Source organism: Peribacillus sp. AS_2, assembly GCF_026891895.1.
Lineage (GTDB): Bacteria > Bacillota > Bacilli > Bacillales > DSM-1321 > Peribacillus > Peribacillus frigoritolerans.
This window is the reverse complement of sequence record NZ_JAPTGA010000012.1, coordinates 116,531-131,856: the sequence shown is the minus strand read 5'-3', so window position 1 is coordinate 131,856 and position 15,326 is coordinate 116,531. Positions and strand designations below refer to the sequence as shown.

General features: G+C 40.1%; 15 protein-coding genes. 2 read left to right on the top strand and 13 right to left on the bottom strand.

The window, feature by feature from the left end; genetic code table 11:
• Positions 1-19: 19 nt before the first annotated feature.
• Entirely contained in the window at positions 20-1,192 is a 1,173-nt protein-coding gene (gene iadA / locus OTG27_RS20305) for a beta-aspartyl-peptidase (RefSeq protein ID WP_268937911.1), read from the top strand.
• 307 nt (positions 1,193-1,499) lie between these two features.
• Here iadA and OTG27_RS20300 read toward each other — a convergent pair whose 3' ends face one another.
• The 5 genes from OTG27_RS20300 to OTG27_RS20280 form a co-directional block, all read right to left on the bottom strand.
• On the bottom strand, positions 1,500-2,492 hold the full coding sequence (locus OTG27_RS20300) for an NAD(P)/FAD-dependent oxidoreductase (RefSeq protein ID WP_034312587.1): 993 nt from the start codon (positions 2,490-2,492) through the stop codon (positions 1,500-1,502).
• Between the two features lie 222 nt (positions 2,493-2,714).
• The gene (locus tag OTG27_RS20295) at positions 2,715-2,963 is read right to left on the bottom strand and encodes a ferredoxin (RefSeq protein ID WP_034312590.1); all 249 of its coding nucleotides are present in this window, start codon (positions 2,961-2,963) and stop codon (positions 2,715-2,717) included.
• Positions 2,964-3,030: 67 nt separating this feature from the next.
• Entirely contained in the window at positions 3,031-3,825 is a 795-nt protein-coding gene (locus OTG27_RS20290; protein WP_268937910.1) for an alpha/beta fold hydrolase, read from the bottom strand.
• 175 nt (positions 3,826-4,000) lie between these two features.
• Positions 4,001-4,789: an SDR family NAD(P)-dependent oxidoreductase gene (locus OTG27_RS20285; RefSeq protein ID WP_268937909.1), complete on the bottom strand. Its 789-nt coding sequence runs from the start codon at positions 4,787-4,789 to the stop codon at positions 4,001-4,003.
• A 363-nt stretch (positions 4,790-5,152) separates the two neighbouring features.
• Positions 5,153-6,433 carry an MFS transporter gene (locus tag OTG27_RS20280; RefSeq protein ID WP_098936549.1) on the bottom strand — a complete coding sequence of 427 codons (1,281 nt, stop codon included), beginning with the start codon at positions 6,431-6,433 and terminating at the stop codon, positions 5,153-5,155.
• 705 nt (positions 6,434-7,138) lie between these two features.
• Between OTG27_RS20280 and OTG27_RS20275 the strand changes: the two genes are divergently transcribed.
• Entirely contained in the window at positions 7,139-8,161 is a 1,023-nt protein-coding gene (locus OTG27_RS20275) for an NAD(P)H-dependent amine dehydrogenase family protein (protein WP_268937908.1), read from the top strand.
• A gap of 217 nt (positions 8,162-8,378) precedes the next feature.
• Here the strand turns inward: OTG27_RS20275 and OTG27_RS20270 are convergent, their stop codons facing one another.
• From OTG27_RS20270 to OTG27_RS20235, 8 genes are all read right to left on the bottom strand, one after another.
• Entirely contained in the window at positions 8,379-9,134 is a 756-nt protein-coding gene (locus OTG27_RS20270) for an IclR family transcriptional regulator (RefSeq protein WP_034312598.1), read from the bottom strand.
• A gap of 256 nt (positions 9,135-9,390) precedes the next feature.
• Positions 9,391-11,118 carry a sensor histidine kinase gene (locus tag OTG27_RS20265; RefSeq protein WP_268937907.1) on the bottom strand — a complete coding sequence of 576 codons (1,728 nt, stop codon included), beginning with the start codon at positions 11,116-11,118 and terminating at the stop codon, positions 9,391-9,393.
• Positions 11,119-11,141: 23 nt separating this feature from the next.
• Positions 11,142-11,603, bottom strand: a complete 462-nt coding sequence (locus OTG27_RS20260) for a GAF domain-containing protein (RefSeq protein ID WP_034312603.1) — start codon at positions 11,601-11,603, stop codon at positions 11,142-11,144.
• A complete protein-coding gene (locus tag OTG27_RS20255; RefSeq protein ID WP_034312606.1) occupies positions 11,593-12,246 on the bottom strand; it encodes a response regulator transcription factor in 654 nt (217 codons plus the stop codon). Before OTG27_RS20255 ends, OTG27_RS20260 begins: the two co-directional genes overlap by 11 nt.
• Before the next feature lie 89 nt (positions 12,247-12,335).
• On the bottom strand, positions 12,336-12,986 hold the full coding sequence (locus OTG27_RS20250; protein WP_098864610.1) for a sensor histidine kinase: 651 nt from the start codon (positions 12,984-12,986) through the stop codon (positions 12,336-12,338).
• 196 nt (positions 12,987-13,182) lie between these two features.
• Entirely contained in the window at positions 13,183-14,688 is a 1,506-nt protein-coding gene (locus OTG27_RS20245; RefSeq protein ID WP_098864609.1) for a nitrate/nitrite transporter, read from the bottom strand.
• Entirely contained in the window at positions 14,681-14,968 is a 288-nt protein-coding gene (locus tag OTG27_RS20240; RefSeq protein WP_268937906.1) for a hypothetical protein, read from the bottom strand. Before OTG27_RS20240 ends, OTG27_RS20245 begins: the two co-directional genes overlap by 8 nt.
• Positions 14,955-15,266 (bottom strand): hypothetical protein, encoded by a 312-nt coding sequence (locus OTG27_RS20235; protein WP_054396283.1) that lies wholly within the window; start codon positions 15,264-15,266, stop codon positions 14,955-14,957. The genes OTG27_RS20240 and OTG27_RS20235 overlap by 14 nt, the downstream gene beginning before the upstream one ends.
• Positions 15,267-15,326: the final 60 nt, after the last annotated feature.

Below are 15,326 nucleotides of genomic sequence, written 5' to 3'. Positions count from 1 at the left end.
TTACAGGAGGAAAAACGAATTGCTTACTTTAATTAAAAATGGCGAGATATACTCACCCAATTACTTAGGACGGAAAGACATTTTGATTACAGATGAAAAAATTGCATTCATAAATGACAGAATCGAGATTCCTGACAACTTTGCTCCTATTCATATCATTGATGCGACCAATCTTTTAGTTGTTCCAGGTTTCATAGATTCACATGTTCATATTATTGGCGGAGGCGGTGAGGGAGGATTCAAAACCCGCACCCCTGAGCTGATGCTTACGGACATTACGACTTCAGGTATTACAACGCTTGTCGGATTGCTTGGTACGGACGGAACTACGCGTAGAATGGAAAGCCTGCTTGCCAAGGCCCGGGCACTTGAAGAAGAGGGTATTTCCTGTTTCATTCATACAGGCTCCTACCAAGTACCAGTAAAAACATTGACAGGAAAAATTGAAGATGACCTTATTTTCATTGACAAAATCATCGGTGTCGGGGAAATTGCCATCTCCGACCATAGATCATCAGATCCCACTTTTGAGGAATTGACCAAAATCGTCGCAGCCGCACGTAACGGGGGTATTCTGTCAGGAAAAGCAGGAATATTAGAAGTTCATGTAGGAGACGGTGATGGCGAGCTCTCGTTGTTACATGCAATCGCTGATAAAACCAGCATTCCGATTCGGCAGCTCCATCCGACACATATCAACCGAAATGAAAAATTATTCAAGGCGGGAATCAATTACGCAAAACGGGGCGGGTTCGTAGACTTTACAACAAGCACCATTCCTCAGTTTCTGGATGATGGCGAAGTAAAATGCAGCATTGCCTTGCGCATGATGCTGGAAGAAGGGATTCCGGTAGAACAAATCACCTTCTCCTCAGACGGCCAGGCAAGTCTCCCATTTTTCAACAACCATGGGGAGTATGCAGGCCTTCAAGTAGGAAAAGTATCTTCGCTATATCACGAAGTGCGTGATTCTGTTTTAGAAGTAGGAATCCCTCTTGAAACGGCACTGAAGGTCATCACCACGAATCCCGCACAAGTGCTGAAACTATCAACCAAGGGCAGTATCCAAACCGGCAATGATGCTGATATTGTGCTATTGCAAAAGGAAACTTTGGCAATCGTCACTGTAATGGCAAAAGGAAAAGTTATGGTAGAAAAGGGTATTCCGTTGATAAAAGGGACATTTGAATGAGTTTAGACAGGATACCAGATTTCGAAAAAATTTTCACGTCTCGCATTAATATTGTGAAGAATCGCTAAAGGGGCGATACCAAAAAAGTCGAATTCCTAACTGTGAAGGAATTCGACTTTTAATTATAACAGTCATATTAACCTGTTCCCTTGTTAAGTAACAAAACATGTAAAGCCTCGAATATATCAAACTTAACTTTTTTTCGATTTTAAACCTGGAAAATCGAGACCCCCTATCCATCACTTTTATCTCAGGGACCCAGCCTATGTACTTTAGTCTTCAGAAAAGTCTTGTTGTCAGAAAAAGGTCATCCAAATAATGAAGTACTATGGAGCGGCTGAACTTTCGCCAAAGGATCAATATAGGCTTTGGCATTATTAACTGCCGTAGGACCTTCACCGAATCCGGAAGCAATTAATTTGACCTTTCCATCGTACGTACAAATATCCCCGGCTGCGTATATGCCTGAAATATTTGTTTCTTGCTTGGAATTAACGATAATTGCATTTTTATTGATGTTTAGACCCCATTCTTTAATCGCCCCAAGAGAAGAGACAAAGCCGTAATTAATAATTAAATCATCTACGTCAACCACTTCTTTTTGTTGAGTCTTAGTGTGTTCTAAAACTATTTGCGTAATGTGATCTGTTCCTACCAATTCGGAGGGAATATAAGGTGTTTTGACCTCAACAGAGGAATTCACTAATTTTTCTACACTATGCTCATGGGCACGGAATTTATCTCTTCTGTGTATCAATGTTACCTTTTCAGCAATCGGCTCTAACATAAGGGCCCAATCGACAGCAGAATCCCCACCGCCCAGAATCGCCACTTTTCTTCCTTTAAATCGGTTCATATCATTCACGAAATAATGCAAATTCTTATCCTCGAACTGTGTTGAATCTTCCAATTCTAGTTTACGAGGCTGAAAGGCTCCATTTCCAGCAGTAATGATCACTGATTTAGAGAAATGAGTATCGAGGTTTGTAGTGATCTTAAATGTTCCGTCTGCTTGCTTTTCCATTTGTTCAACTGCTTCTTCAAGACAAATTGTTGGTTCGAATACTTTCATTTGTTCTATTAAATTCTCTATCAATTCCTGTGCCCTTACTTTTGGAAAACCAGCTATATCATAAATGAATTTTTCGGGATAAAGAGCCGAAAGCTGTCCACCCAGTTGAGGAAGACTTTCGAGGATTTTCACCTTTGCTTGCCTCATTCCGCCATAGAACGCAGTAAACAAGCCAACTGGGCCGCCGCCAATAATAGTTATGTCATAGACCTTTTTTTCTTCTGTCAATGCAATCACTCCTTGTTCTTCTAGGTTGGTTGTTCATACTGAACATGATTTACTGGTTGTAAGCGATAAACTTGTAATGTTTCCACAAGTAATTCTTCCTTTTCCTTTTTTTCAGAAATGATGGATAAAAGCAATAGAATATCCACCCTTTCAAAGACAATCTGGATATGTCACCACATTAAAAATCTATAAAGCTACTGGTCACAAACGCACCTAAAATTATTATTCAAATTTATTAGGGTTACCATCAAAGGATGTTTGAGCCACTTTTATAGAATCTGTTGGACATCCTTCTGAAGCATCTATCATATCTTCCTCGAGTTCATCAGGTATAATCGCTGCCCCAACATTATTATCCAATATAACGAACGCAATCCCTTCTTCATCATAATCATAAATATCCGGAGCTGAAGCACCACAAGCTCCGCAAGCAATACACGTTTCTTTATCAACGATTGTATAATTAGCCATTTTTCCTATTCATTCCTCTCTCTAATCTAGGCCCTGGTTTTACTAAAGTATTTGCAGAAGCCTTTTCCTACTCAATACCTTTCAAAAATTCCAAAATGCTCGAATTAAACTTCCTTGGATTTTCCTGGTAACACAAATGACCGCCTTCTGGAATAATCACTAGCCGGGAGTTGATTAGCTTTTCATGAATGGCTTCTGATTCCTTAATGGGAGTTACAGTATCCAACTCACCACAAATCACAAGAACAGGAACAGCTATATGAGATAACATACTCATTTGATTTAGATGATAAAGTGAATATGCTACCGAACGATATCCTGCCGGTCTTATCTGTGTCATAATCTCTTTGACTCGTGCATGGACATTTTCTGAAGCATGGGGAGATAGCAGTGCTTGTATCCTCTTTTCCGCTATCTCCTTAGTAGAAAGGTTTTCAATTGAAAATAATCGATTTTTCAATTTCGTCTCGTTCTCTTCTGCTGATAGAGCAGCAGCCCCTCTTGTCGAATCTGCTAATATGAGTTTATTAACCTTATTAGGGTACAGGCTACAGTACTCTATCGCAATTGCCGCTCCCATTGAATGGCCGAGCAGATGGATATTTTCCAGCTTTAGCTGATCTAGCATGCCGTTCAGAATACGTGCGAACTCTTTAAAATGTCTATATTCTTCTGCTGGATCTGAGCTTTTCCCATAACCCGGAGCATCCCATGCGATTACTGTATAATGCTCCTTTAATTCCTGGATTTGTTCCTTCCATGACTGTGAATTATTGCTCATACCATGTAATAATACTAGAGGTTCTCCATTACCTTCTATTTCATAATGAATGCTTAAATCTTCTACTTTTACGAATGGCATACGATCAGTCCCCTTCTAAAGGTAAGTCTCTAACTCTTAAAGCCCCCAAACTTGATATAACTTTCTTAAATTAGAGAATGATTTACTATTTTTATATTTTGCTTGAAACCCTATAAAGAAAGTGCTTCCTTACCCGTCTTACAATTCAGCTAACGTATTCAAATACCTCTCCAGCTTAGCCAAGGCCCCGCACTGACAATCCGCCGTCGCTGGAAATGACTTCACCGGTGATTGCGCGTGATTCGTCAGAAGCTAACAGTACATAAGCCGCAACGTGATCTTCCGGCATCTGGGCAAGTTGAAGAATATTCCGTTTTTTAATGCTGCTTGCTTTCGTATCATTATCGACGATTTTCACAAATGGACGCAGCGGTGGAATCACCGTGAGTGCTGTCAATGTACCTCCTGGGGCTACGGCATTTACCCGGATGGAAGGCGATAGTTCGAACGCAAGCTGGCGCATCAATCCAATTTGGGCGTGTTTGCTCGCTGTATACCAAACACCGCCGCCATCTGGATAAAAACTTGCACCGGACACGGTAAAAATAATATTGCCATTCGTTTTTTTCAGTTCTTCAAGAGCAGCTTTAGCTCCGAAAAAAGAGCCTTTTACGTTAATATTGAATAGAAAATCATACGCTTCGGAAAGCGCCTCGGGAGTCACATCGGCAAATTTGGCAAATCCATCGAACACGCCTGCATTCGCAACGAAGACATCTAACTTTCCGAATTGCTCAACAGTAGCTTGGACCGCTTGCTCATTGTCTTCGTATTTGCTTACATCTCCCTGATAAGTAAGGATGTTTTCACCAAATTCCCTTTTCATTTTCGCTAATGTCTCTTTAGAGCGGCCGATAATGCTCACTTTTGCTCCTTCTTGTATAAAACGGCGTGTGACAGCTTCTCCTATTCCAGAAGCTCCCCCTGTAATCAAAACGACTTTATCTTTTAAGGCCATGCCCATTGTCTCCACCCCTTCTGATATCTTTCAAACATAATGAACGGTTATCCAAAGATCGTTTCCATTCATATATACGGTCTTGTAGCGAGGACATAATCCTTATATGTGTTTCATATATAAAACTATGTTTTTTTATATAAACAATTCTAAAATGTAATCGCTTCATTGTCAATGTAAGCTGTAAAAAAAACTGAAACCATCGTTCGGGAATATGTGCCTTGTACTATATCAAGCTGTGGTAATCCTTATTCCTGTGTACACGTCAATGAGTATTCAAGATTTATTGTGGTTCTCAGTAAGAACCTAGCGTTCCTTCTTACTGAGAGACCCTTTCTAAAAAACGTATGATATTACTTTTTTTGCTCTCTATAAAGTTACTTTGTTTCCTGTTGTATTACTTAGGTGATTTTCGGCAACTTCTTGTTTAATCATAAACAAGTACGCGACAAACCCCAGAGTGGCTGCTACTATCAGCATGGCAATGGAGGGACCAAAATCACCGCCAGACATATCGCGGCTCCACCCCATGATATAGCTTGAAAATCCACCCATAATATTCGTGAATCCCATTAAACCGGCCGCGCGTCCCGCTGTTTCAGGTGTTGAAAATTTGATGATGAAGAAATTGGTTAGATGAAACATTCCTCCCTGAGTTCCCATGGCGAGCCCCATTGAAACCCCGGCCATAATAGGACTAGGTGCAATGACAGCGATTGTCAAAAATACAGCTGTTAGTATGAAAAGAATCGTCGCAAGCAAGCTCGGGCGTTTTGTTTTGTCCGCCAGAAATCCGCCAGCCAGGACAAATCCTAGCGCGAATAGCCATGATAATGAGGTAATCCCAGTCATTGCATCTCTTTCAAAGCCTTTGGCCTCCACGAGATAGGTAGGAAGCCAAATACTGATTCCAAAGAACAGAAAGGACGACATCAAATTGCCAAACCAGACAATCCAATAACGATAATCCTTTGCGAAGAATTGCTTCAACTGCACATCATGCGCTTCGTCCTTTTGGCGAATATAGGAGACTTCCTCATTACTCATGCGTGGATGTTCTTCAGGCGTATTACGAGCCAAATACAGGAACATTGGAATATTTATAAACAAGTTAAAGGCGGCGAGAGCAAAGAACGCGGCCTGCCAATGAAATGTTGAAATAATGAGGATGAGCATAACGGTACCCACTGCCGGGCCAAGGTAGTTTCCAGTAATCCAGAATGACTGTGCCCTGCCAAGCTCTCTTTTATTAAACCAATTCGATATAAATTTACCCGATATCGGGATCATCATTCCTTCCCCGATTCCGAGGATGACCCTACTAATTAAAAACATTTCGTAAGAAGTGGACAGTCCTCCCATGACCATTGTCGCAGTCCATACCAGTAAACCTAAAACAGCTGTTTTCCGCGCCCCTAACTTGTCGATAATAACACCCCAAAAAATGTTGGAACAGGAGTATGAAATCATGAATATAAAGGAAATCAAGCCAATTTTCGCATTTTTATCCGGGCCAGTCAGACCAAGATCACTTAAAAATCCCGGATCGGTTTGGATAACAGAGATACCTACTTTATCAATCTGACCGAAAAACCAGAAGAAAAAAATAGGAATCGCAATGTACAACCATCTTTTTTGACCTTGTAACATGTTATTTCCCCCTTATAATAGGCTCGTTTGAATGCGCTTTCATGATTTTCGATACAAAATGGCTATCATGCTATCAAACTTCACCAACTCCCCCTTTCAAAAGATAGCAGCAACTTTTGTTTCATATAAAAAACATTGTTACCGATATTTAATGTTATATTGAATTTTCTTAATAGTCAATAATATTACGAATAATATTTTTTAGCAGAAAAAAGTAGTTTTATATACAAAACTAAATAAGGTAGAGTTTCGATAAAAAGAACCCGAAACAATACCTTACCCATCTATCACATAAAACCAGCTAATGTTTCTGCAAATCCTCGTACCTTAGGTAATGCATCTCCATAATTATTTGAAACATCATGATCTGCAGCAATAAAATGTCCATCATGTGACTGAAGCGATTCTTAGTCTAGTTCCGTTCAAGTAAAGAGTTTTAACCGGGAATAGTATGACGGTTTTCTGTCCATCACCCCAACTTATGCTGCAGCTTGAGGTGAATAAGGCATACAATTCGTGAACCGCCAACCAACGTTACCTTAGATAGGTAAACCCAAAATTGAAGAATGATTCTTCTTCCGCTCATTCGGTTGCCGTCTTCCTTTTATAACGATTCTTTATAAATATATAAAAATTAACTATTTTTATTATTTATCATTCAATGTTAGCATTTTGTTATAAGTTATTTGAAAGGATGATAGATGAATGACTATCCAATATTCTGAATTCGCAGTATTCGGGCTCGGTCCCATCGGAATTGAAATTCTACGCAGTGCTTATCAAACGAATCCTCAATCTATTATCGGTGTTGTCGATATTGACCCCGATAAGGTAGGGAAAGATATTGGCTTCCTGATCGATGAAAAGGAAACGAACAAGTGTGTAGTTCCCCATATCCAGGAAGTAAATACTGAAGCTGACCACCCTATCGCCCTACATGCAACCGGTTCCAATGCACAACAAGTATGGCCCCAAATCAAAGAGCTGCTAGATCACGGTTTTTCAGTGGTTTCCACCTGTGAACAGCTTTCCTTCCCTTGGCATCGCTACCCTTTACTTTCAAAGGAAATAGATGATTATGCTAAAGCAAAAGGACTTAGTGTCATCGGGACCGGAATCAATCCAGGGTATATCATGGATACTATGGCCATTTCTTTTACAACAGTATTGACCACCGTTAACCAAATTAAGGTCATCCGTAAAGTCGATGTTTCGAAAAGGCGCCTCCCTTTACAAAAAAAGGTCGGAATCGGGATGACCAGAGAAGAGTTTGAATTTTTGGCCCAACGGAATGAAATTGGGCATGTAGGTCTTGAGGAGTCTGTAAGGTTAATCGCTTATGGGCTGAATTGGGAACTTTCAAATGTTATCAATACCATTGAACCAACGATTGCAAGCGAAACTATGACCGTTCCGCTAACTACCTTAAAACGAGGGGGTGTTATGGGGCTCCATCAAATTTCCACAGGCAAGACTGTGGACGGAAAGGAAATTTCCTTGGATTTAACGATGTCTGCAGGTATTAAACAGGAAGATGAAATCGTTATTGAGGGGAACGAAACCCAAAGGTTGATTGTTCCAAACGGCATTTTTGGAGATACTGCAACCGCAGCAATGATCATCAATACCGCTAAGCAAATTGATGCCCTCCGTAAACCAGGTTTACTTACAATGGCTGACATCGGGGTGCCAAGAAATATAAATCAATCACACTTTGTGCGTATTTAATGGCTGACTTGCGATAAAGTATTACGATATAGGAAAAGGTGAACCCCTAATGGTTCACCTTTTCGTTTTGGTTCAACTGGGCATGTGACATGACAAAAAACCACCATAAGCGGTGGCTTTACTTCCTATATGTAGAATGCAGGTTTCGACTAACTTAAATAAGTTATCTTATTTCAGAAAAATATATTCCGAAAATGAAATGACTTTTCTATTTTCATTAATGTGTTCGAGAACCAAGTTTCACGGAAATGGCTTTGGCAGCTTTCGTTACTTTGTCAATCAATTCAGGCAAGCGATCTTCCTGAAATCTTGCTTCAATCCCAGCGACACTAATACCGGCTACTATTTCACCTTTACCATTGAGTATCGGCGCACTCACCGCTTTTGTATAATCCTCCAGTTCTGATGAAGTTATCGTGTACCCATTTGATCTCGCTTCATCCATTGCATGACGGAGTTTAGTTTTATCCGTAATCGTTCCCATGGCGATTGGTTTTAATTGGATGTTTTCCAAATAATTTTCACGCTCTTCTTCTGGCAAAAACGCTAGGATGATTCGAGAATCGCCAGCGTACAATGGCGAACGCCTTCCAATGGATGTATAAAGTCGAACAGGCTGCAGGGTGTCCACCTTTTCAATATACATCGCTTCATCCTTATCCCTTACAATTAAATTCACTGCTTCTTCAACATCATCCCGTAGGTCTTTCATGATCGGATAGGCGATTGACCTGATATCCAAACGCTCCCCTACCAGTTGACCAAACTGCAAGAATATCAATCCAAGTGAATAGCGGCCATCATCGTCCTTTGTCAAAAACCCCATTTCCTCCAAAGATCCCACCATACGGTGTAACGACGTTTTCGGCAAATTGGAAAGTTCCATCATTTCATTAAAGGTCAGTTTTGGATGATTTATGAAAAGGGTTAGGATTTGCATGGATTTCACGACCGTTTTGTTATGTGCCTGCATACAATGTCTCCTTTCACGATACATGTTTTCCTTAACTATCATTCTATTATAAAACATGGAAGAAAGGATGTAATGAAAATAACCGTATTGATTGTTTTTCGAAATGCTCTGTTTGTATTCTCATTTGATTTACCGGCACTTTTTAATATTTGATCGAATCCTTTTATTATCCCGAAGCCCCATGGAACGAGTAATAATGTGAAATGCTGAAGCGTTTAGCTGATTAAGTTACTTGATCATTACGAAAACCCATCCACTACAAAGGCATTTTCAAGATTACTTTTGTCCCTTTCCCTTCACGAGAATGAAGGATAAGGTTTCCTCCGCAAACTCTGGCTCTTTCCTCCATACTGAATAAGCCTACTCCTCTGGTAACTTTTTTGATATCAAAGCCCTTTCCTTGATCTTCTATTTCTACACGAACTTCTTCCTCTATTTCCTGGATCGTCACTGTAGCTTCCTCTGCATAGGCATATTTCCTAATATTTGTTAATGCCTCTTGAATAATACGGTAAATGGTAATTTCTTTGTTTGCATTCAGACGGCAGTTCAAATAGCATTCAAAATGTACCTTGATATGATGATGCTCTAAAAATTGCGCCACTAAAGAGCGTATGGCAGGGAACAGTCCAAGATCATCAAGTACCGATGGCCTTAATTCCCAGGATAGATGCCGGAGTGATTCGATAATTTCGGTCGCTTCATCTTGCATTTGATCTAACAGGGGATGATCCATTTCTGTCTGAAGTCTGTTAATCGTTATGAGATGGCTGTATAAGTTTTGTCCGATATCATCATGAAGCTCTCGGGAAATGCGTTTTCTTTCTTCTTCCTGCACATCAATGATTTTCCCGGTCATTTTCTGAATCTCTTCTTCCGCAAGCTTACGCTGGGTCACTTCATGACGAATCGCTAAATATTGATAAGGTTTCTGGAACTCATCAAGAAATGGAACGATTGTCGTATCCACCCAATAATAAGTATTATCCTTGGTCTTATTTTTAATCTCGCCTTTCCATACTTCCCCTGATGATATTGTTTTCCAAAGATTGTTGAAAAACTCTTTCGAATGAAATCCCGAGTTAATGATCCGATGATCCTGTCCGATCAGCTCTTCTTTTGAAAACTTTGAAATCCGGCAAAATTGATCATTGACATATTTAATCGTCCCTCTTTGATCGGTTATTGCTACAATCGAGGAAGCATCCAAAGCAAATTGGAAATCGGCCATTTTATTTACAAATTTCCCCAACTCCTCTAAAACTCGTTTATATTCGGTAATTTCCTTGCGAATTGCCAGGTATTTATATGGGTTCCCTTTTTCATTTAAGAAAGGGACAATTGTGGTATCGACCCAATAATGAGTTCCATCCTTCGCTTTATTCTTGATTTCACCCCGCCAAACACTCCCTGATGAAATTGTCCGCCAAAGTTCTTGCATAAATTCCTTTGAATGATGACCTGAATTGATAATTCGGTGGTCCTTCCCGATAAGCTCTGTTGCTGAATATTTGGATACCTCACAAAATTTCTTATTAAAGTTTATTATCTTGCCCTTTTCATCAGTAAATGCAACAATCGTGGATTCATCGAGTGCGTAAATTAAATCAACCAGTTCATTGATCGGGTAGGATTGCTGCTGGTTAATCCGTGATTGGTCTTTCACTTTATGGACTACAATTAAGTAATAAAGCTCTTTCGCAAGCTGAAAGGAGTTCACCCTGAAAAAAAGCGAAAAAGCATGACCATCCCGGTGGATCCCCAACTGGTGGATAATCTCCCCTGCTCCGCTGTGTTGCAGGTTTGCCCCTGGTATAAGATTCAGAAGCTTTTCCCCGTTCAATTCATGATGTTCATAACCAAAGTTGTCATATACCTGTTGATTCGCAAAAGAGATGACTCCAGATTCATTGACAAGGATTGTCGCATCGCTGGATCCAGGCGTTACCCCTTTTTCCATTTCCAAATGTTTATTCAAGTCCATACATAATCCTCCTTGTTGCCATGTTAAATTAAGCTGTTCAATTCCTTTTCCAGTTTTTTCGCTGCATCAAGGATCTTATGCTGGTCACTTTCAGAAATGGGCTGAACTGTTCGTTTACCTACTAATAATACCCCTTTGGGAACACCTTTAAATTGAATCGGAACCGCGAAGGCGCAACGGAGATTTTCCGCAAGCATGATGGGATAATCTAAAGCTTTGCCGTGGATATTATTGGGGAAACCCTCAATCTTCATCGGCGTCCCCGTTGATATGACCCTGCCTGCAATTCCTTTTCCATATCGAACAGTTATCCTTTTGTACTTATCATTTCTGTTGCCGGCGGCATAATGCCAGCTTATATCAGGACCTTTTCTGTTTTGTAAGGCAAGTCCTACAAAATCACCGTTCATTTCATCTAATACATATTCACACGCTTTTTTAAATGGTTGTTCCTCTTTCGATTTACTGTCCAAGTTAAATTCCATACCCTAATAACCCCTTTTTTAAAGCGAATGCAACAAGTTCATGCCTTGTTTTCATCTTGAGCTTTTCCATTAGGTTTCCTTTATGGCTTTCAACCGTTTTCACGCTTATGACAAGCTGTCCGGCAATTTCTTTATTGGAAAACCCTTTCGCAATCAACGTAAGTACCTCTTTTTCACGGTCAGACAACAGATTGATAGAATCAGCGGTTCCCTGCTTCACACTGCCTAAATATTCTTCCATTACCCTTTTTGTTGCAGATGGATGAAGGTAAGCATTTCCGTTTGATAAAGATCGGATGGCTACCAATAGTTCTTCATGGGGTGCACTTTTTAAAATACAGCCTGAAGCCCCGGCTTGAATGGTTCTGAACAAATATTCATCATCATCATGCATGGTAAGTATCAATATGGCTACCTCGGGCATGAGTTTCTTCAGTTCTGAAGTAGCGGATAAGCCATCTTTTCCATGTGGCATGCTTAAATCCATGACTACCACATTAGGCTGAAGCTCTAGTGCTCGTTGTATTCCTTCATTCCCCTCTGAAGCTTCCCCAATGACTTCCATATCGGGATGATTGTTTAGTAGCATCTTTAAGCCCATTCTTACAACGGCGTGATCATCGCAAAGCAAAATTTTTATCAAAGCAGCTCCCCCTAGGTTTGTTCGTGTTTGTATCGTTATATGAAACAACAAGGGGGATTGCACAATTCGCAAACCCCTTGTTTAGCATTTTAATATAATGGCAGAGAAATCTCTATTGAAGTCCCATGATCTACTTTTGAAAAAATGGTACAATTCCCGCCAATCAAATGCATTCTTTCACACATGGCGGCAAGCCCGCTCAGCTTATTCATGGCGGCTTCAACCTCAAATCCTTTCCCTGAATCTTTTATCATGATTAATAACATGCCTTTTTCCCATTTGAATAGTATACTTGCTTTTGTTGTATCAGCATACCTTGCTATATTCACCAATGCTTCTTGGCAGACCCTGAAAAGTGTAATGCTATCTCTATCAGAGATTTGCGATTCAATTCCCAGATTCTCCATCTCAACCTCAATACCATAGGTTGAGGTGTATATTTTCATGTAGCTTTTAATAGCTGAAATAAGCCCAAAAGTCGTAAGGGTAGGAGGATGCAATTCTACAGCCAAAAGCCTGATTTCTTGAATTGCCTTCTCCAATAGCTGTTTCATATCACCTGCATAAATTCTCATGGCAGGCTGTTCGATTGCCGTTTCAATGAGCTGCATTCCGGAAAAGAGACTGGAAAGGGACTGCCCCACACCTTCATGAAGCTCCATCGCAATTCTTTTAATCTCTTCTTCATGTGTTTGTATGATATAAGAACTGATGTTGTTTTTAAGTGGCTGAGTATTCATTCCCACCCTCCTTTTTTAATTGTCGCTGATTATTGGCCATTCAAAATGCGGCATGCTCCCCCAATTACACTTTCGGCAGAGTGGTGAGAAAACTGACGTATACCTTTTTTCCCACCTGAAACCTAGCATTAGAACTCCTAGTTCTTGAAAACTCCAATTCAGCCTTCAAATCAATCATTTCATGCGCCAGTTCATTTTATGCTTTTTTCACTCTATGACTTGAAATGTCACTAAACATACCAGCATATTGAACGACATCCCCCGCATCATTCTTTATCGAACTAATGGTCAGCCATTGCAGATATTGCTGTCCATCCTTTCGGCTATTCCAGATTTCACCTTGCCAAAATCCATTTATCTCAATGGATTTCCACAAATCCTCATAAAAAGTTCGAGACTGTTTACCCGACTTAAGTATACTAGGGTTCTTACCAATTACTTCATTTTCCTGATAACCCGTAATACTGCAAAACGACGGGTTTACTGAAATGATCTTACCGGTGGTATCGGTAATTAGAATCCCTTCTATTGTATGATCGATCACTTCTTTGGCAAGCCCCATTTTGCCTTGGAAATACATCCAAACAACTAAAATCAAACTTGCAAGGGCAACTTCCGACAACGCCATGAACCCGATTGCATAATGTCCTGTGATATTGAATAACAAGGATAAAATTAATGGCGGAAAAAAACCTCCCAAACCGCCCATAGCGGAAACGATCCCATTCACAATACCAGCCTGCTTTTGGAAATACATCGGCACCAGTTTAAAAATAACACCATTTCCCATTCCGGCACATAGGGCAATACTCAAACAGCCAATGGTGTACCAGCCAATTGATGGAGCAAAGGATAGGATCATCGCTGAAACTGTATACACTCCAAAAACGAACATGAGCAAAATGAGGGAATGAAAACGATCTGCAAGCCATCCGCCAATTGGTCTCATAAGGGTAGCAAGTACAATAAAGCCCGCTGTCCTTAGACCAGCATCAACCTTATCCAATCCAAAGTTAGCTACAAGAAAATTTGGCAGATAGATAGTAAATGCAACAAAAGAACCGAATGTTATAAAGTAAAATAAACTTAGCAGCCATAGTTTTTCATTTTTGTAGACACTCTTCACTTGTTCTAAAAGCGGTGTTTTTACTTTCAGCTCTTTTTTATCCCCTAACAGAAAGTTACCTGCGATAAAGACCGCCAAGATCACAAGATAAAGCTGTACAGTTGTTGACCAACCAAAATTCTCAGCTACAACGGGTGCTGCAAATGCCGATACTGCCGTGCCCAGGTTTCCTGCACCGTAAATTCCGTTTATAAAGCCATGACGTTCCTTTGGATAATACTTAGGTAAAGAGGTTACTCCAACAGAGAATACGGCTCCTCCAATACCAAGGAAAAGTCCTCCAATCAACAAATCGACAAGGGAATCGGCAATGCTGATATAATAAACAGGGAACAATAGTAACATAAAGCTAATCAGAAAAATTTTCCTGGCTCCGAACTGATTGGCGTAAAAGCCAAGGGGGATACGCAGTACAGATCCCAAAATGACAGGAACGGCTGTCACCAGGGCAAGCTGACTCTCTGGTATAGCAATATCTTCTTTAATAAAGGGCATCAGGGAAGAAATTAATACCCATACCATAAATCCGACTATTAAGTTTAAAGTCTGTAATGGAAGCTGTATTTTCTTAATCATTCTGATCACTCTCTCTTCTAATTACATATTGTAAACCCGTGTTTGCGTCAAAAGCTGACCACTCATTTTTATTTCGAACCATATTGCATGTCAGGGGAACAGCGAAAAAATTCAGGTGATCAAAATAAATGCGTAAATGGGTCATGTCAGGACAAATCTCCACCCTATCTATCTTTTTAGTAACAAAAGGCGCTTTATCCTGCCCATCATCATCCAAGATTGCCACTCTGGCTTTTTCCGAGACTAATGATTGTAAACCGTCCAAATTAATGTGTCCCACATGTATTGCACCCTCTCTTTGCACTGTATACATTCATTTGAAAACCCTGCAAATATTCCCAGAATGTATCTTCTGCATGATTCTCGATAAATTCAATTGTTTCCACTACAGACTCCCAATTGCTCATTCCCTTTACTTCGGCAACTACAATATCGGCCCCATCTATTGACTTTTCATCTAAATACCAGTTAAGACGGACATCTTTAAAAAGGTCTGAAAGGAGCTTATCGATTTCAGCAGCAAAATTTCCAGTTGCTTCTTTTACGAAACAAAAATCAAAGTATGTTTCACTGTTCATTTGATTCACGCCTTTTCGTTTTTCGTTTTTTTATAAGTAAATAACGCTAAGGGAAACACC